This is a genomic window from Corallococcus sp. CA047B (assembly GCF_003612065.1).
GTDB classification, from domain to species: domain Bacteria; phylum Myxococcota; class Myxococcia; order Myxococcales; family Myxococcaceae; genus Corallococcus; species Corallococcus praedator.
Genome location: NZ_RAWD01000084.1, coordinates 1 through 16,985, shown reverse-complemented (window position 1 = coordinate 16,985; position 16,985 = coordinate 1). Strand labels below are relative to the sequence as shown.

General features: G+C 67.7%; 16 protein-coding genes. 5 read left to right on the top strand and 11 right to left on the bottom strand.

Going from position 1 to position 16,985, the window contains the following annotated elements:
* Positions 1–116 precede the first annotated feature (116 nt).
* The 3 genes from D7X74_RS15630 to D7X74_RS15620 are packed head-to-tail and all read right to left on the bottom strand — an operon-like array spanning position 117 to position 1,404.
* The gene (locus D7X74_RS15630; protein ID WP_120533763.1) at positions 117–506 is read right to left on the bottom strand and encodes a DoxX family protein; all 390 of its coding nucleotides are present in this window, start codon (positions 504–506) and stop codon (positions 117–119) included.
* A 2-nt stretch (positions 507–508) separates the two neighbouring features.
* Positions 509–1,075, bottom strand: a complete 567-nt coding sequence (locus D7X74_RS15625; protein ID WP_120533762.1) for an SRPBCC family protein — start codon at positions 1,073–1,075, stop codon at positions 509–511.
* Entirely contained in the window at positions 1,072–1,404 is a 333-nt protein-coding gene (locus tag D7X74_RS15620; protein ID WP_120533761.1) for a helix-turn-helix transcriptional regulator, read from the bottom strand. Before D7X74_RS15620 ends, D7X74_RS15625 begins: the two co-directional genes overlap by 4 nt.
* A 53-nt stretch (positions 1,405–1,457) precedes the next feature.
* Here D7X74_RS15620 and D7X74_RS15615 point away from each other — a divergent pair, with 53 nt between their 5' ends.
* A complete protein-coding gene (locus tag D7X74_RS15615; protein WP_120533760.1) occupies positions 1,458–3,830 on the top strand; it encodes an excinuclease ABC subunit UvrA in 2,373 nt (790 codons plus the stop codon).
* 58 nt (positions 3,831–3,888) lie between these two features.
* On the top strand, positions 3,889–4,293 hold the full coding sequence (locus D7X74_RS15610; RefSeq protein ID WP_120533759.1) for a hypothetical protein: 405 nt from the start codon (positions 3,889–3,891) through the stop codon (positions 4,291–4,293).
* A 20-nt stretch (positions 4,294–4,313) separates the two neighbouring features.
* Here the strand turns inward: D7X74_RS15610 and D7X74_RS15605 are convergent, their stop codons facing one another.
* Positions 4,314–5,153: an SDR family oxidoreductase gene (locus D7X74_RS15605; protein ID WP_120533758.1), complete on the bottom strand. Its 840-nt coding sequence runs from the start codon at positions 5,151–5,153 to the stop codon at positions 4,314–4,316.
* A gap of 180 nt (positions 5,154–5,333) precedes the next feature.
* On the opposite strand from D7X74_RS15605, the gene D7X74_RS15600 reads away from it, so the two are divergent.
* Entirely contained in the window at positions 5,334–6,239 is a 906-nt protein-coding gene (locus tag D7X74_RS15600) for a LysR family transcriptional regulator (protein WP_120533757.1), read from the top strand.
* 89 nt (positions 6,240–6,328) lie between these two features.
* Here D7X74_RS15600 and D7X74_RS15595 read toward each other — a convergent pair whose 3' ends face one another.
* From D7X74_RS15595 to D7X74_RS15565, 7 genes are all read right to left on the bottom strand, one after another.
* On the bottom strand, positions 6,329–8,251 hold the full coding sequence (locus D7X74_RS15595) for a hypothetical protein (RefSeq protein ID WP_147446573.1): 1,923 nt from the start codon (positions 8,249–8,251) through the stop codon (positions 6,329–6,331).
* A 95-nt stretch (positions 8,252–8,346) separates the two neighbouring features.
* Positions 8,347–9,093 carry an Imm49 family immunity protein gene (locus tag D7X74_RS15590; protein WP_158620303.1) on the bottom strand — a complete coding sequence of 249 codons (747 nt, stop codon included), beginning with the start codon at positions 9,091–9,093 and terminating at the stop codon, positions 8,347–8,349.
* Between the two features lie 57 nt (positions 9,094–9,150).
* Complete coding sequence (locus D7X74_RS15585) at positions 9,151–9,729, bottom strand: imm11 family protein (RefSeq protein WP_147446572.1); 579 nt, start codon at positions 9,727–9,729, stop codon at positions 9,151–9,153.
* Positions 9,730–9,747: 18 nt separating this feature from the next.
* A complete protein-coding gene (locus D7X74_RS15580; protein ID WP_158620302.1) occupies positions 9,748–10,665 on the bottom strand; it encodes an AHH domain-containing protein in 918 nt (305 codons plus the stop codon).
* Positions 10,662–11,756, bottom strand: coding sequence for a beta-ketoacyl synthase N-terminal-like domain-containing protein (locus D7X74_RS15575; RefSeq protein WP_120533753.1), 1,095 nt, complete (start codon positions 11,754–11,756; stop codon positions 10,662–10,664). The genes D7X74_RS15580 and D7X74_RS15575 overlap by 4 nt, the downstream gene beginning before the upstream one ends.
* A gap of 140 nt (positions 11,757–11,896) precedes the next feature.
* Positions 11,897–12,850 carry a glycosyltransferase family 2 protein gene (locus tag D7X74_RS15570; protein ID WP_120533752.1) on the bottom strand — a complete coding sequence of 318 codons (954 nt, stop codon included), beginning with the start codon at positions 12,848–12,850 and terminating at the stop codon, positions 11,897–11,899.
* 32 nt (positions 12,851–12,882) lie between these two features.
* Positions 12,883–14,013, bottom strand: coding sequence for an acyltransferase (locus tag D7X74_RS15565; protein ID WP_120533751.1), 1,131 nt, complete (start codon positions 14,011–14,013; stop codon positions 12,883–12,885).
* A gap of 180 nt (positions 14,014–14,193) precedes the next feature.
* On the opposite strand from D7X74_RS15565, the gene D7X74_RS15560 reads away from it, so the two are divergent.
* Positions 14,194–15,912: a radical SAM protein gene (locus tag D7X74_RS15560; RefSeq protein ID WP_120533750.1), complete on the top strand. Its 1,719-nt coding sequence runs from the start codon at positions 14,194–14,196 to the stop codon at positions 15,910–15,912.
* Positions 15,913–16,077: 165 nt separating this feature from the next.
* A partial coding sequence (locus tag D7X74_RS15555) for a hypothetical protein (protein WP_199741833.1) occupies positions 16,078–16,985 on the top strand: 908 nt, incomplete at its 3' end.

The following is a 16,985-nucleotide window of genomic DNA, read 5'->3' as shown; positions in this document are numbered from 1 at the left end:
AAGGGCAGGCGTTCGAACGGAGCAGTCCATCCCCAGACACAACCATCCGACGGCAAGTCGCCACATGCACCACCCCTGGGACACGCTCCCAGGGGATGGCTTGTAGCGACCAGACCTCAAGCGTTTCTCAAGTGCGGCCTGGCCTCCAGGCGCCGCCAGCAGAGGTACGACAGCCCCCAGAGCACGCCGGTGGCCACCGCGAAGCCCCACGCCTCCGGGCCATCCCCCACCGCGAAGTGGGCGACGAGCGCGGAGACCAGATTGATGGCGAAGCCGGCGTAGGCCCACTCCTTGAGCCGCGCCGGGACCGGCGCCAGCAGCAGCACTACGCCGAGGAACTTGGCCCAGGAGAGTTCCACCCGGAAGTAGTCCGGGAAGCCGAGGTGGGTGAAGGCCGCCGCCACCTCCGGCAGGCGCAGCTGCGCGTAGGCCGTGAAACCTATCTGCAGGCAGAAGAGCGCCGTGGCCAGCCAGAAGCCGATGATGAGTCCTTTGGAGCGAAGCATGTTCAGGTCCGGGGGGTGGAGGGTAGACCGGGGGGCTCGACGCCGAACTGCTTCGCGTACTCGACGTTCAATCGCTGCCAGCCGTCGAACTTCATCGCCTCGGGGCCGACGATGCGCCCCAGGGGCTCACCGGACAGCAGCCCGTCCAGCACGTCGAAGCAGATGTGCCAGCCCGCCGCACCCATCGAGATGAACCCACGGTGGATGTTGTGCCAGAGCGTGAGCCGGGTGCCGCTGCCTCCCAGCGGCTCCAGTTCCCAGCGCATGTCGCTCCCACCCCAACTGTATTCGAGCAGCTTCGGCGCTTCCGCCCGCTTCACCTGGGTCTCGGCGACGAACGGCGTCGGAGCGCCCACGGTCGTGAGCTTCGCGGTGCCAACGGCACCCAGGTTCCGGTCGGAGTCAAACGGAGCCCACTCGCGCAGATGCTCGGGATCCGTGATGGCCTCCCAGACCTTCGCGGGGGGATGACGCAGGTCGCGGACGAGCACGAGCGTCCACTTCTCCGCCTCCTTGTGGATCCTGGCTCCGGCCGCGGGGCCGGGCGTGTACTTCGCACGGTGGCTCATCGCTTCTTTCCTTTCTTGGGTGTCGGGTCCATCTGATCAAGGTGGCGTTCGAGCGCATCGACGTGGGCCGTCCAGAAGCGCCGGAAGGGCGTCAACCAAGCGTCGACCTCCATGAGCGGTTCGGGCCGGAGCCGGTAGACCCGCTTCTGCGCTTCGACGCGCGCCTCCACGAAGCCGGCCTCGCGCAGCACCCGCAGGTGCTTGGACACGGAGGTCTGCGGCATCCGCAGCTGGCGCTCAAGCTCGCCGACGGAGCACTCCGATGCGGCCAGCAGACTGAGGATGCTCCGGCGGTTCGGCTCCGCGAGGATCGCGAACGAGGATTCCATGCGGCGTATATGCCTATTGATTCATATTCCCGTCAAGTCATATACTGACCGCCATGACCGAGCCCCTGCGCGCCCCCCACCCGCCTCCCCCCGACCGTCACGATCTGATCCGCGTCCGGGGTGCCCGGGAGAACAACCTGAAGGACGTGAGCGTCGAGCTCCCCAAGCGGCGGCTGACGGTGTTCACCGGCGTCTCGGGCTCGGGCAAGTCGTCGCTGGTGTTCGGCACCATCGCGGCCGAGTCGCAGCGGTTGATCAACGAAACCTACAGCGCGTTCGTGCAGGGGTTCATGCCCACGCTGGCGCGGCCCGAGGTCGACGTCCTGGAAGGACTGACGACCGCCATCATCGTCGACCAGGAGCGGATGGGCGCCAACTCCCGCTCGACGGTCGGCACCGCGACCGACGCCAACGCGATGCTGCGGGTGCTGTTCAGCCGCCTCGGCAAGCCGCATGTCGGCTCATCCAACGCCTTCTCCTTCAACATCCCGTCCGCCCGCGGCGTCGGTCAGATGTCACTCGAGAAGGGCAACGGCAAGACCGAGAAGCGCGAGTTCACGATCACCGGCGGCATGTGCCCTCGCTGCGAGGGCATGGGCTCGGTGACGGACATCGACCTGTCGCAGTTGTACGACGACACGAAGTCGCTCGCCGAGGGCGCGCTCACCATCCCGGGCTACACCGCGGACGGCTGGCAGGTGCGCATCTTCGCGGCCTCGGGCTTCCTCGACCCGAACAAGCCGATCCGGAACTACACGAAGCAGGAGCGCCACGACTTCCTCTATCGCGAACCGACCAAGGTGAAGTTCGAAAGCATGAACCTGACCTACGAGGGGCTGGTTCCGCGCATCCAGAAGTCGTTCCTGTCCAAGGACAAGGAGTCGCTGCAGCCGCACCTGCGTGCCTTCGTGGAGCGGGCGGTGACGTTCACCGCCTGTCCCGAGTGCGGCGGCACCCGGCTCAACGAGGCCGCCCGGTCCTCCAAGATAAAGGGAATCAACATCGCCGCCGCCTGTGCGATGCAGATCAACGACCTGGCCGCGTGGGTGCGCGGTCTGGACGAACCGTCCGTCGCGCCGCTGCTGGCGACCCTGGGACAGACGCTCGACTCGTTCGTGGAGATCGGGCTGGGCTATCTCAGCCTCGACCGTCCGTCGGGGACGCTGTCGGGCGGCGAGGCCCAGCGCACCCAGATGATTCGTCACCTCGGGTCGTCGCTCACCGACGTGACCTACGTGTTCGACGAGCCGACGGTCGGGCTGCACCCGCACGACATCCAGCGGATGAACGGCTTGCTGCTGCGCCTGCGCGACAAGGGAAACACCGTGCTGGTCGTCGAGCACAAGCCAGAGGCCATCGAGATCGCCGACCACGTCGTCGACCTTGGCCCCGGCGCGGGCACCGCTGGTGGCGAGGTCGTGTTCGAGGGCACCGTCGCCGGGCTGCGGGCCAGCGGCACGCTCACCGGGCGGCACCTGGGCTACCGGGCTACCTTGAAGCCATCGGTGCGCAAGCCGTCGGGGACCCTGAAGGTGCGCGGCGCCAGCGCCCACAACCTGCGCAAGGTCGATGTCGACATCCCGCTCGGCGTGCTGGTGGTGGTGACCGGCGTGGCCGGATCGGGAAAGAGCTCGCTCATCCACGGCTCGGTGTCCGGCCGGGACGGCGTGGTCACGGTCGACCAGGGCGCGATCCGTGGCTCGCGGCGCAGCAACCCGGCGACGTACACCGGCCTGCTGGAGCCGATCCGCAAGGCGTTCGCGAAAGCCAACGGCGTGAAGCCCGCCCTGTTCAGCGCCAACTCGGAGGGCGCCTGCCCGACCTGCAACGGCGCCGGGGTCATCTACACGGACCTGGCGATGATGGCCGGCGTCACCACGGTCTGCGAGGACTGCGAGGGCCGGCGCTTCCAGGCGGCGGTGCTGGACTACCGGCTCGGCGGGCTCAACATCGCCGAGGTGCTGGACCTGCCCGTCGCGGACGCGGTCGCCTTCTTCGGCGCTGGCGAGGCGCGGACGCCGGCCGCGCACGCCATCCTGAAGCGCATGACGGACGTTGGCATTGGCTACCTGCGGCTCGGACAGCCGCTCACCACGCTGTCGGGTGGCGAGCGGCAGCGGCTGAAACTCGCGACGCACATGGGTGAGGACGGTGGCGTCTACGTGCTCGACGAGCCGACCACCGGGCTGCACCTGGCCGACGTCGAGCAGCTGCTCGGGCTGCTGGACCGGCTGGTCGACTCCGGCAAGTCGGTCATCGTCATCGAGCACCACCAGGCGGTCATGGCGCACGCGGACTGGCTCATCGACCTGGGGCCGGGCGCGGGCCACGACGGCGGGCGCATCGTGTTCGAAGGAACACCGGCCCACCTAGTCGCGGCGCCATCAACGCTGACCGGCAAGCACCTGGCGGCGTACGTCGGCTGACCGGTGCGGTTCACGTGGGAGCCTGCGAAGGGCTCCGCGGGCCGGATAGACTGTTCCGATGGCCGTCATCCTGACCTTCCTCGTCCTCAGCTTCATCGCCCTGTTCCTGATCGGCATGCTCTTCCTGTTCATTCGTTCCTCGGAGGGCGAGGAGAAGACAATCGACCGCGTCCGTCGCGAGGGGCAGCGCTATGTCGCCGTCATCAAGGAGATCCAGCACATGCGGGGCAACCCCAGGAACGTCGCGGCGCTCCTGATGAAGCTCGAGACGCCATCGGGTCCGGTAGGAAGACGGCTGATCGTTCCGCTCGGGGGCGCGGTGACCTGGGACTACATCAACACGGCACGCGCGACCGAGCGCCCGGTGTACGTGCATTGCATCCTGGACCCGATCATCCATGAAGCCGTGTTCCAGCGCGGCTTGCTCCTCGAGGAAGCGCCTGGAGGAGCAGCCGAACCGTAGGGGAGTCACGCGCCTTGCCCTCACCCCACGGCCAATTGCAGCCGGCCCGAGCGCAGCGCCGCGATGACGCCGCCGTCGATGAGCAGGTCGGCGCCGGTCATGAAGCTCGACTCGGGCCCCAGGAGGAACGCGGCGGCGGACGCGACGTCCTCGGGCGTCCCCATGCGCCCCGTGGCGGACTTCTCGATCATCGCCCGGTACACGGGGCCACCCTCGGAGGACATCTCCTGCTGGGCCATGGGCGTCGCGATGATGCCGGGGCTGATGGAGTTGACGCGGGCGCCGCGCTCGCCCCAGCCGAGGCTGGCCTCCTGGACGCGCAGGTGGTTCGCGCGCTTGGAGAGGGCGTAGGCCGCGCCTGAATCGGGGACGGCGTCCGCGCCCAGGAAGGGCAGCTTCAGGAGCTCATCCGTCGGGGTGCGCGCGAGCGCCTGGTCCATCTCGAGCGGCAGCGGGGGCGGCATGTACCCGGCCATGCTGGAAATGACGACGCCAGCACCACCGGGGGCGACGACGCGACCGAACTCCTCCAGGACGAGGGCGGTGCCCACGAGGTCGACCTCGAGGATGCCCTTCACGGGCGCCATCACGGGCGAGAGTCCGGCCGCGTGCACGACCTGCATGACGCGGCCCATGCCCGCCGCCGCCGTCGCGAGCATGTTCACCGAGGCGCGCGACGATACATCGACCCGCTGCGTGGTGACCTTGTAACCCGTCTCCTCAAGTGCCTTGGCGGCGGAGGCAAGCATGGCCTCGTTGAAGTCAGCGAGGAGCACAGACCTGCCGGAGCCTTGGCGGCGCGCAATCGCCTGCCCGATACCGCCTACCCCGATGATGACCACCACTTCCGCTGCGTGCATGGAACCTCCTTGCGTCACCAGGCGTTTGCGATGGCGCCGCTGCGCCCGGAACACCGCGTCCCAAGGCCTCAGAAGAAATACAGTCCAGGCCGGGGCTCCGGTAGGCTCAACAGACTGCATGGGCTGTTAAACGGGATTTGATAGTGTGACAAATCCCACGGGGCCGCAGGAGTCCTCCAGATGAAGACGGCCGTTCTTCCGCACCTCCAGGTCTTCCTCGATGTGGCACGCCTGCGCAGCTTCAGCGCCGCGGCACGCGAGCTGGGCGTCTCCACGGCCGCGGTCAGTCACTCCGTCCGCCAGCTTGAGGCACAACTGGGCGTGGTGCTCCTCACGCGCACGACGCGCAGCGTGGCGCTGACGGATGCAGGACGGCGCCTGGTGGAGGGCGCGGGGCCCGGGCTGGGCCAGGCGTTCGAGGCCCTCAAGACGGTGTCGGCCCAGCCGGGAGAAGTGGTGGGGCGACTGCGACTGTCGGTGCCGGGCATCGCGCTGCCGCTCGTCATCAACCCGGTGCTCCCCACCTTCCGCGAACGCTACCCGCGGGTGGAGGTGGAGGTCGTCGTCGAGGGGCGCCTCGTGGACATCGTGGCCGAGGGCTATGACGCGGGGGTGCGGCTGAGCGAGGCCATCGAGCGCGACATGGTGCAGGTGCGCCTCACCCACGCCTTCCGCTTCGTCGTGGTGGGCGCTCCCAGCTACCTCAAGCGCCACGGGACGCCCGAGCGCCCCGAGGAGCTGCTGCGCCACGAGTGCTTCAACTTCCGCATGGAGAAGTCCGGTGCGTTCTACGCGTGGGAGTTCGAGCGAGGCCGCAAGAACTGGCGCGTGCCGGTCCGCGGAAGCGTCGTGGTCAACAACAACGAGGCAATGCTGTTCCTGGCCGAGCAGGGCATGGGACTGGCGTACGCCTTCGAGCCGGCGGTGGAGGAGCCCCTGCGCGCCGGGCGGCTCGTGCGGGTGCTCGAGGCCTACGCGCCCACCGTCCCCGGCTTCTTCCTCTACTACCCCAGCCGTGCACAGCGCTCCGGGCCCCTGCGCCTCTTCGTCGAGACGGCCAGAGAGCTTGCCGGGAAGAAGGCATGACGCCCGACGGGCCGTCGAGCGCACGCCCTCCTGGCTCAATGGGTTCCGGCCTGCCAAAGCACGCCTTCAGGACGGACCCAGGCGCCCAGCTACCGCAGGGTGAGGCTCAGGTTGTCGAACCAGATGTCACCCATGCCCCCGTCGGTCTGCTTGCCGAAACGGACGATGATCTGCCTTCCGACCGCGGGGCTCCCCGCGGGGACCGTGAAGCTGACGCCCTCGGTTTCGTACCAGGTGTTGCCCACGGCGAAGAGGCGCGTCTGGAGGGGCTTCCAGGTGGCCAGGTTGCCATCCGTCTCCGCGTAGCCAATCTGGTACGGCACCACGCCGGTGTTGTCGCCGCCGCCGTGAGCCCAGCTCTTGAAGACATACGTCTTGCCCGCCACGAACCGGTAGCCCGTGAGGAGCTGTCCCACGGTCTCGGTCAGGCCCGCTGAGTAATAGCCAAACACCTTGCCCAGGTTCTGGTTGCCGGGCCGGGGGAATTGCAGGTGATTCGCCCAGGCGCCATTGGGCCCCCAGTGCCCCAGGGCGCCGAACTGGCTGGAGGTGTGGGTCTCCAGCTCGGCGTTGTTCAGGGGGATGACCGTGACCCCTGCCCCCAGCACGTGGGTGCGGTAGGTCTGATAGCTCGGCCGCGCGGTCACCGCCGGAGGGCTCACCGTCGCGTTGATGTCACACAGACCGTAGTTGTGGTCCACCGGGGTCTCCCCCGTGTCCTGGACCGTCAGGTAACGCGCCTGGAAGATGTAGTCGTGGGCGGGGTCCTCGAACCAGCTCAGCGCCCGGTCCACCATGCGGCCCTTGAGGGCTTCGTCGCGGGTGTTGTAGCCCCACTCGTCCGCCCAGATCTTCTTCCACGGCTGGTTGCGCTCCACCATCACCCGGCGGACATCCTCGATGCCGGCGATGTTGAGGTAGGCATCGTTGTCGCTCGTGGGCTCCTTCACCCCATAGGGGTGGATGGCCACGGCGTCGAAGTAGTCACCGCCGATGCGGTTGTAGATCCATTCGATGTACTGACTGCAGCCCGTGGCGCCTGTGCCGGGGTAACAGTCCAGTCCGCCCGTGGAGAGCACGACGTCCGGACAGCCCTCCTTCATGGCCACGTACCAGAGCTTCAGCCAGTCCGCGTACAGCTCGGCCTGCGCCTGCTGGCCGTTGGAGCAGTTCGGGTTCACCCAGGAGCAGCCGTTGGGCTCGTTCCAGAACTCGTAGTAGCGCACGCGATTGCAGAAACGCGCGGACAGCTCGCGGAAGAAGTACTGGAAGTCCGCAGTGTACTGGGGATCCGGAGGGGAGCGGTGGGATTCAGTGAATCCCGCTGGAAGGGCCCAGAGGGGGGTGGTCCCGCTGAAGGCAAAGGGCAGCAGGCCCCTTTCACGGGCCGCCTCGTACTGGGCTTCCGCGCCGGTCCAATCAAACGGTCCCGTGCGCGTGGCCTGGATGTCCGCCCAGCTGAAGCCGATGTGCGTGCCCACCGCGCCCGCTTCGGCCACCTTCTTCATGCTCTCCCGGTCCCAGGCGGTGATCTTGGTCTGGTCTCCCTTGTAGAGTTCGATGCCCGGGCGAATGCCAATCATGCGCAGGTTGGGGCGCTGGGCAGGAGTGCTGGGGCTCGTCGCCGTCACCGTCACGGTGGCGGTTGAGGTGAGGGTGCTGTTGATACAGCCGGCCTCCAGGACATACGTCCCCGCGTAGGGCGCATCGACGAAGACGCCGTTGACGGGAGGCCTCACGAGGTAGCCATTGGGGCCGGTCACCTTCAGCCCGACGTACTCCCTTGCGGCCAGGGTATTCGTGCCATTCGCCAAGACCCCCACTCGGAACCGCTGGCCCTGGATGATGTTGGCGCTGGGGGTCCACCCCGACGTGGAATCAACCTGGATGCGCGCCTGGATGCTCGAATAGTACTGGCATTGCGCGAGCGCCTCCGTCGCCAGCAGTCCAAGTCCCACGGTGAGCAGCACTCCGAGTCGCCGCGCGACCCGTTGCCATTCCTTGCTCTTCATGTTGGTGCCCCCAGATGCCGTCCCGCATCCATGACGGAAGGGCCCTGCTCTACCAACAGGGCTGGAGACCGGGGGTTAAGCGCAATTAAACGGGGTTAACCCTGGCCTAGGGAGAGGACCCAATCTCCCTGATAGCGCTCCGTCACGGGTGCGAGCGCGAGCGGCGGACAATAGCGGTGCCCCCTTTCGTGGACGGCAAGCCCTTGCCTTCGGGCAAGCCGTAGCAGGGCAAGCCCGTCGAACCACAGGAACCGGTGCGCGACGAAGCGGTCCACCCGCACGGTAAAGGAACGCGCGAGTTTCTCCGTTCGTGCCGTGTGCACCGAGAGCGCTGTTTCAAAAGCGGACTCGAAGGCTCGGGCATCCGCGCGCACCAGCGCCCATGCGAGCGCGGGCCAGCAGTCCTCCCGGCTGGCCCGTTCCAACGTTTCGAGCTGCGGCGTGGGATCCTCTCCACGCACGCCGTGAAGCACCAGGGCACGGAGCACATGCGCCCACGCGAACTCCACCGGGGACTCCGTCTCCTTCTGAAACCGTGACGTAAGGTGTGTGGCGAGTTCGGTCGCGAGTTCCCAATGACAGGCGACCACCGCACCCGCAAGCGGGGTGAGGCCCCAGGACGCGGGGGGTGGTGACAGCCCGCGCGACTCCAACCAGGCCAGGAGGCGGCGCCAGTTCTCCGCCGACCGACACAGGTTCAGGAAGAAGGGCTGGGAGCGCCCTTCGAGCAACAACGTGGCGGCGGCGATGGTGACGAAGCTCCCGCACAGCTCCCGGGTGTTGTCCACGAGGGCGTCCCGCTCTCCGTCCCCCGGTCCGATGTGCGCAATGAGGGAGCGCACTGCGGCGCCCGCATCCTCACGAAGCAAGGCAAGGTCGAACTCCATGCGCGCTGGGCCTCAGTCCTCGTCGCCATCCCAGCCATGGGCTGGCAGGAATTTGCAGCCTGTGAGCCCGGCCTGGGTGAGCGCATCCCGGAGGACGGCATCCACGAAAGTGCGAATTCGCAGGTGGACGGGCCGGAAGACATGCGGACCCTCCGGGGGAATGTCCTGCTTGAGCGCGAGCCCATGCACGAACTGGATCTCCGTCTTGAGAATGGAACTCCGGACGACATCCGAGTGCTCCAGGTCGATGACCTCCCGGCGGTGGAGCAGGTTCATGATGAAGTGCTCACGCGAAACCACCTCCTTGTCGTGGTCCACCAGCGTGACTGGCAGGAACTCGACCTCGTTTGGAGCCAGTTCCGCGACGATGCGGCGGACCCGCATGGAGACAACCTGCAGAGCCCGGCTGTTGTTGACGAAGTCGTAGACCTTCCGTCGTTCCGTGAAGCTGGGCGAGAAGCCCATGACCGCACCTGCCAGAAACTCATGGGCGAGCGGCTGGGGCTCAAGATATCGCCAGCCCTCGGGCCCTTCCGGGTAGGCGTCAAGCAACGCTCCATCATTCCTGCTCGACAGCATCCAGAAGCTCATGAATCCCGCCCTCCGCGCTCACCACAGCGCTGGCCAACTGCCATAATCCCGCCCCTTTCGCGTCTGCCACCGGCACCAGGGCCCGTCGTACCGCAACCCCTCCGCCGCGCCACGGACGGCCTTGCGTGAACGCTTGATCATCGTCGTCCAGAGTTCAGCTTCAAGCTTCTTCAGGTCTTCGAAGACGCTTCCGACGATGGCTTCATGAGGCTTGCCTTGCCCGCGCAGCGTGTCGATTTCCGCATCGATGGCGCTGAGCCCCTGGATGACATCCTGGGTGTAGCCATTGTGGTTGTTGGGGTGCTGAAGCAGCGAGTGAACAGGGACGGCCCAGGAGACGGAGGGCAGCATGATCAGGTTGTGGCCATGATCGATGTCATAGGGTGTCTGAAGGAGGATGTCGAAGTTCTCCGCGGTGTCGATGACGGGCTTGCCCGATGAATCCTCGGTGTAGAAGGCCTCTCCTGGAATCAGGTGGTGGGCCTGCCAGCGATACGGCAGGGTCTGACCGCTCACCACCGGATTGAAGTTGTTTGCCTGGGCGATGCTCGCGCGGCTCGCGACGCCGGCCTGGAAATCGGAGGGGCCCAGGTGCCCGAAGGTGCTGTACTCGGAGCCATGGTTGCTTCGGATGTACGAGGCACCGTTCCGGGCGTAGTTCGCGCCCTTGCCGAGAATTGCCTTGTGCGGCGTCAACGGGCTGGCATGAGGTCCTTCGGTAGAAGCGTCGCCGTTCTCCTTGCGCCGCTTCTTCGTCTCGTCCACCTGCTGCTTGCGCGCTGCATTCCGTTTCATGACTCCGGAGCTACCTGGCAGGGGACCCAGGTCCTGGAGGTTGGAGCGCCCGCCGGCAATGCCCTGCCCATACACTTCGTAGCTGCCCTGCATGAGGGATTCGAGCGTCACGACACGTCCATTGCGGCTCATGTTGCTCATCTCGAACCTCCTGCATGGGGAGCACCCGCAGCGGTCAGCACGAACGCAGCACGCTCTCCCGAGTCTGACTGCGAGGCGATGACCAGTTGGTGTGCTGGCGCATGGCGGCGCTCGAAGGCCCTCACCGCGAGGCAGGCACCCACGGCCCCCATGGCCGCCCCCACATCTCCGAACCCCGTCGCGGGCACCCACGCGGGTGAATCCCCCAGCGAGGGGACGAGGGACTTCAGGCGCACCAGAGCAGAACCCCACTCCCATGCGCGGCGCTGCTCGCCATTGAGATCGCAGATGAAGGCCACGTCCTGGTCCGGGCACGCCCGCAGCACTTCCTGCACACACGTGGCGAGTGCTCCGCCATCGGGCATTGCCCCGGCTCCCAGCGCTCGCTGTTCCACGGAGGTATGCACGGCGAGGAGCTCAACCCGAGGCGTCATCCCGCTGATGCCCCCAGACGAGTGTTTACGCAGCACGAGCAAGGCTCCCGCCTCACCGGCAAGGAGCCCGACAGGATTGTCCGCGGATTTGAGTCGCCGCTCGGCGAGCAGGAAGCGCAGGTGCTCAGGATCCACGAGCGAGTCGACGCCCCCCACCACCACCACGTCGAAGGTGCGGCGCACCAATTCCTGTCGGGCGGCGGCCAGGGCCAGCGCGAAGCCTGCCGAGCCTCCGGTGAAGAATCGCCAGCGGTCCTCGGGCCAGGACACGCCCTGCCCCGCCAGTGCCCGCCCCAACACCTGACGGCCCAATGCCTCCTGGGTGGCCACACGGACCTGGGGGGCGACTCCAGGGTCAGCGAAGTCAGGGAGCGCGAGAAAGACTCCCGCCTCGCGGCCCAGGTCCGCCAAGGAGGTCTTCGCACCGAGATCTCCCAGCGCATCTTCGGTGATGGCCACGAGCCGCCCCACGCCCGAGAACCCCAGGGTGATGCCCGGAATGGCGCAGACGTTGACCGGCTGGGCCTCGCTGTCGCCAGGCACAAACGTGGTCACCGCCTCGGAAGGCTGTTGCCGCGTGATGCCCGCCCTGAAAGCGGCGCACGCCGTCACTGCGGGACCAAGGCAGGAACTCATCCCAATGGCCTCGATCCTCATCAGGGCGCGCCCTCCATGAGCCCAGAGCGTGACACGCACTCGGAGTCGTATTCAAGCACACACGGAAAAGACTGAGCCTGGCGTCTGCGAGTGCATCAAGGGCTTCTCACACCCTACCGCCCGGCCTCACGGGCACGCGCTCAACCCACCCGCGTGCGCGCGCCCATCTCACCGATGCGCGCGAAGGTGGAGAGCTGCCGCCGGTACTCCTCCGGGGCCATGCGCCCGCGCAGCAGGGTCTGCGTCAGCACCAGCGAGTTGTACGGCAACGTGCCCACGAGGATGAGCCGCAGCAGCGCTTCATGCAGCCGGCCGTGGTGCTTGCGGAAGTACGCCAGACGCGTGCGCCACAACTCCACGCGCACCTTGTCGTGCCCGCTGGCGGAGGGACGGAACGAGCGGCTCGTCAGGTGCGTGATGACCGCCTCCGGGCAGAAGGCCACCTCCCAGCCGGCCTTCCACGCGCGCACGCACCAGTCCGTGTCCTCCGTGTTGCCCAGCGGGGACAGCACTTCGTCCAGCAGGCCCACGTCGCGCAGACACTCCTCGCGCACCACGATGCACGCGCCCAGCACCCAGTTCACCCGCGCCATGTCGTGCCCGTACATCACCGGGTCGATGTTCCGCTCCTTGAGGAAGTGCAGCGGACGCGGCAGGAAGAGCAGGTCGAAAAGCGCCCCGGACAACGTCATGGGCCGGAAGACGCAGTTCTGCAGCGTACCGTCCGCGTTGAGCAACCGCGCGCCCACCATGCCCACGCGCGGGTTTTCGTCCAGGAAGCGCACCAGCGTGTCGAAAGCCCCGTCGTGGACGAGGGTGTCGTCGTTGAAGATGCAGATGTGCCGCGCCTGCGCCAGCCGCAACACCTGGTTGTGGTTGGCGGAGAAGCCCTTGCGCTCCGTGTTGAAGAGCCACTTCACCTGCGGGAAGTCGCGCCGCATCTCCTCCACGCCCCGGCCGTCCGTGGCGTTGTCCACCACCCACACCTCGAAGGTGATGTCGTGCGTGTTCGCGTACAGCGAGCGCAGGCAGTCGTGCAGCAGGTGCGGGTTGCTGTGATTGACGATGGAGATGGCGAGGTCGGGCTTCGGCATGGCGGTGGCGGCACGCTACAGGTGACGGTCCGTCATGTCACCGGGTTGGAGGCCCGCGCGGATTGCCGCCCCTCCAGCCAGGCGCGCCCCCAGCGCAGGAGCGGCTCCTCCAGCCAGAAAGACAGACAGGTCACGACGAAGGTCGCCGCCAGCGCCCCCAACGAGAAGGTGATGAAGTTGCTCCGCGTGGGCGTGACCCGGTGGCTGTTCAGCGTGAAGAAGATGGGGAAGTGGTACAGGTAGAGGCCGTACGAACGGCGCCCGATGAACGTCAGCGGCCCCCACTCCAAGAACCGCAGGACGCGTCCAGGCCGCCGGGAAATCCCATGGGCGATGAGCGCGGTCGCCGCGACGGCGATGACCGGAATCCCCACCGCGTAGTACCCCGGGCCCTCCGCCTGGAAGACGGACGCCAGCACGAGCGTCACCAGCGCCAGCACGCTGGTCACCGGGTGCTGGAGCCACCGCAGCCAGCGGGACTGGAGCCAGGGGCCGTGCTGGCTCAGGGACAGCACACAGCCCAGCAGGAGGGCGTCCATCCGGGTCAGCGAGTTGCGCGAGAGGTTGAAGTCGAGGCCGGAGAGGACCACCACCCCGCGCGCAAGCCACACCGTGCCGATGATGCCCAACAGGATGGGACGGGGGTCGCGTCCCCGGGACACCATCAGCCAGAGCCCCAGCGGCCACACCAGGTAGAACTGCTCCTCGATGGAGAGCGACCAGGTATGGCTCAACAGCCCCATCGAATCCGGCTCCAGGAGCACCCGCCAGTTGGCGAAGTTGAACACGGCCGCGAGCGCGGCGGACGTGAAGTCGGGCACGGGCCCGGCGCCAGCGCCCCGGTCCCACAAGGCCCACGCCAGGACCAGGCAGAGCGCGAGCGGCGGCCAGAGCCGGAGGATGCGGCGGAAGTAGAAGGACGCGAACTCGCGACGCCCCCGCGCCTGGAACCCCCGCGTCAGCGTGGTGGTGATCAGGAAGCCGCTGAGGACGAAGAAGACGTCGACCCCCACGAACCCGCCGATGAAATAGCGGGAGGGCAGGTGCGAGAGCAGCACCAGCACGACGGCCACGGCCCGGAGCCCATCGAGCGCCGCGACCGGGGCTGGCGCCGCTCCAGCAGGGGGCGCGGCCGCGGGCAGGTGCGGCGAAGGAGGAGTCATGGGCGCGGCACTCTAGTGGCGTGCCGGGGGAAGCGCGAACCCCCGGGCCCCTTCGCTCCAAGGGGAGCCGGCGGCCTTCAAGCCGCCTGAATGCCTGCGCGGTGGGCGCCAACCATTCCGCGCTGGCCCGCCATGAATCGTCTACGCTGAAAACGACTCGGAAAGGTCGGTGCTCGTCTCATGCGCGGTGGTCGTGACCTCTCGCCAGTGCTCCTCGTCGGTGCCGGAACGGGCGAAGCCACGTGCGGCATCCTGTACCTGGCGAGCTACCTGAGACGCGGCGGGGTCGAGGCCTTCGTGCGGCTGTACGACGGGGACGAAACCGACGCCGAGGTGGTCCGCTCCTTCGAGAGCCTCGTCACCCGCGTGCGCCCCAAGCTGGTGGGCATCAGCCTCAAGTGGTTCCACCACGTGGACCGCGCGCTGCTCATCGCGCGCACGCTGCGCGAAATCGACCCGGGCATCCGCATCGTCGTGGGGGGCAACTCCGCGTCGTACTGGTGGCGGGAGCTGAGCACCCAGGACTGCATCGACCACATCGTGCTGGGCGACGGCGAGAAGCCCCTGCTGGCCATCTGCCAGGGCGACCCCACCCCGCCCAACTGCGTGAGCCGGAACGCCGAGGGGAAGCCCCGCAGGCTGCCGCTGGCGTACGTGCAGGGCGCCACCAACACGGAGGACATCTACTACTCGCACTTCAACGAGCTCTTCCTGAGCCAGATGGACCGCAACTCCTTCTCCGGCTGGGTCGCGCCCGGCAAGGGGTGCGGCGAGAACTGCCTCTACTGCGGGGGCGCCCGCGGCAACCAGAAGGCCGCCTTCGGGCGCGCGAAGCCGTTCCTGCGCTCCGAGGAGAGCGTGCGCCGGGATCATCAGGAGATCGCCGGCCGGACCTGGCAGATGCGCTACGACTTCGCCGGAAGCACGGCGGAGTTCCTGGGCAGCACCTGGGCCGGGGTCGATCTCTCGCGCCACTGCTGCACGTACTTCCTCTGGGGCGTGCCCAAACTCGAACTCGTCGAAGCGCTGGCCCGGACCTTCCAGCGCATCTACATGGTGCTCGACATCGGCTGCTTCTCCGAGAGGCAGCGCCTGGAGCAGATGGGCAAGGGGCTGCTCAAGCCATGCGCGAAGGACCAGGAGCTGCTCGAGGTCATTGAAGCCTCCCGCCGCCATCCGAACCTGGAGATTGAAATCTCCGGCATCGGCGGCCTGCCCTTCGCGAGCGAGGCCACGCTCGCGGAGGAGCTCCGACTGGTGGAGCGCATCATCAACCTGGACTGCGTGATTGGCTACCAGCGGCTCGAAGCCCAACCCGGGGCCCTGGTCACCGAACACCCCGCGCGGTTCGACATGGTGTCCGAAGCGCGCACGTTCACGGAGTTCCTCGACTACTTCGAGCGACGCGAGCCCGGCGACGTGTCCGTGCCGATGATCCGCTTCAAGAACGCCGCGCTCGAAGCCGCGGTGCAGCGCACCTCCGACCGCGTGGATGCCCTGGCGTGGAAGCACCGGGATGCCCGGAAGCGCCTGGACATCAATGGCCGCACGCGGCTTCTCAACACCGCCCCCTCGAAGCAGCAGTTCACGCTCGGGGACTGGCTGGGCGCCCACCGGGCCCCCGCGAAGGTGTCCCAGGAGCCCGTGACCGTGATGCGCTCGGTGGATGGCATCACCCTGAGCTGCGCCCCTTCCGTCAGCCCGCGCAAGTTCTCGGATCCAACGCTCGCGCAGGGCCAGGACGGCGCCATCCTGCTCGCGGCCCTGGCCACCTTCGAGCGCCCCACCACCGTCTCCAGCGCGGTGACACAGCTGGGCACGAAGGCGAGGTTGGATCCGCACTCCGCCCGGGAAGTCATCGACCACCTGGTGGACGGCCGCTTCCTCCAGCCCGCGTAACGCCGGCGTCGGATTTCCAGCAGTGCCCTTCCCTCCAGGAGGGGCGTGGATGGGCAGGCAGCCCACAATCCCAGACACACGATGGGACCCGGGCGCGGGGTGTGGCGCGGGGCGACGACTGCCCACCTTGGTGCCGCTTCCGCTCAGCGCCGAGGAAGGGGAACCATGCGCATCCCGCCACGCCTTGCATTGTGTTTGTGTCTGCTCATCGTGCAGGGATGCCGTACGCGTCCTGAGACCCCTCCCCCTCCACCGCCCGCCGCGAAGACCGCCACGGTCCGGCCGCTCGACCAGGCGACAGCGGAGGCCCTCGACATCGAGTTCGGACGCCCCCAGGCCACGGCCTGCAACTGTTTCGCGGATGAGCCCTCCGCGCCGGATGGCGGAGCCTGTGCCACGCCGCGCTTCGGCGCGTACCTGCTCGCGCTGACGTGGGCGCCGAACTTCTGTCCGGGCCATCCGGACAAGGAGCAGTGCGCGCAGCTCGCGGGGAGCTTCGCCGCGAACCACCTCACGATTCATGGGCTGTGGCCCCAGTTCAATGACGAGGAGGCGAAGCAGCAGCGCTGCACCTACCCGGCCTTCTGCGGCGGCCTCTGCGAATGTCAGGGCCCCAATGCGCCCTCGCGCTGCTTCCCCGACCCCTCCACGATTCCAGACACCATGGGCACCTACGGCCCCGGCTACGTCACGGACAACTTCTTCCTCGCGAACCACGAGTGGCCCAAACACGGAAGCTGCACGGGGATGGACGCCCGGAGCTACTTCACCAGCAGCATCGACGCGCTGCTGTCGCTCCCGGGCGACCAGGGGACACCCGAGCTCCTGCGCGACAACGTCGGGCGCGGCGTCCCGCTGTCGGACCTGCGCTCGGCGTTCGGCGCGGTCGACAGCGTGGTCCTCCGATGTGACTCGCGCTGCAACCTCGCGGAGGTGGGCGTCTGCTTCGGCGTAGGTGACCAGGGCAAACCCACGCCGCGCATCCCCTGCCCCCGGAACGTGACGGACAGCACCAGCAACAGCTGCGTGGGAGACCCCGAGCGGCCCCGCTGCCCCACCGTGTCGCTCCAGGC

Excerpts from the sequence above, each read along its gene's own strand:
- D7X74_RS15630 (WP_120533763.1), bottom strand. The coding sequence starts at position 506 with ATGCTTCGCTCCAAAGGACTCATCATCGGCTTCTGGCTGGCCACGGCG.
- D7X74_RS15615 (WP_120533760.1), top strand. The coding sequence starts at position 1,458 with ATGACCGAGCCCCTGCGCGCCCCCCACCCGCCTCCCCCCGACCGTCAC.
- D7X74_RS15585 (WP_147446572.1), bottom strand. The coding sequence starts at position 9,729 with ATGAGCTTCTGGATGCTGTCGAGCAGGAATGATGGAGCGTTGCTTGAC.
- D7X74_RS15620 (WP_120533761.1), bottom strand. The coding sequence starts at position 1,404 with ATGGAATCCTCGTTCGCGATCCTCGCGGAGCCGAACCGCCGGAGCATC.
- D7X74_RS15595 (WP_147446573.1), bottom strand. The coding sequence starts at position 8,251 with ATGAAGAGCAAGGAATGGCAACGGGTCGCGCGGCGACTCGGAGTGCTG.
- D7X74_RS15580 (WP_158620302.1), bottom strand. The coding sequence starts at position 10,665 with ATGAGCAACATGAGCCGCAATGGACGTGTCGTGACGCTCGAATCCCTC.
- D7X74_RS15575 (WP_120533753.1), bottom strand. The coding sequence starts at position 11,756 with ATGAGGATCGAGGCCATTGGGATGAGTTCCTGCCTTGGTCCCGCAGTG.
- D7X74_RS15570 (WP_120533752.1), bottom strand. The coding sequence starts at position 12,850 with ATGCCGAAGCCCGACCTCGCCATCTCCATCGTCAATCACAGCAACCCG.
- D7X74_RS15610 (WP_120533759.1), top strand. The coding sequence starts at position 3,889 with ATGGCCGTCATCCTGACCTTCCTCGTCCTCAGCTTCATCGCCCTGTTC.
- D7X74_RS15565 (WP_120533751.1), bottom strand. The coding sequence starts at position 14,013 with ATGACTCCTCCTTCGCCGCACCTGCCCGCGGCCGCGCCCCCTGCTGGA.
- D7X74_RS15560 (WP_120533750.1), top strand. The coding sequence starts at position 14,194 with ATGCGCGGTGGTCGTGACCTCTCGCCAGTGCTCCTCGTCGGTGCCGGA.
- D7X74_RS15605 (WP_120533758.1), bottom strand. The coding sequence starts at position 5,153 with ATGCACGCAGCGGAAGTGGTGGTCATCATCGGGGTAGGCGGTATCGGG.
- D7X74_RS15600 (WP_120533757.1), top strand. The coding sequence starts at position 5,334 with ATGAAGACGGCCGTTCTTCCGCACCTCCAGGTCTTCCTCGATGTGGCA.
- D7X74_RS15625 (WP_120533762.1), bottom strand. The coding sequence starts at position 1,075 with ATGAGCCACCGTGCGAAGTACACGCCCGGCCCCGCGGCCGGAGCCAGG.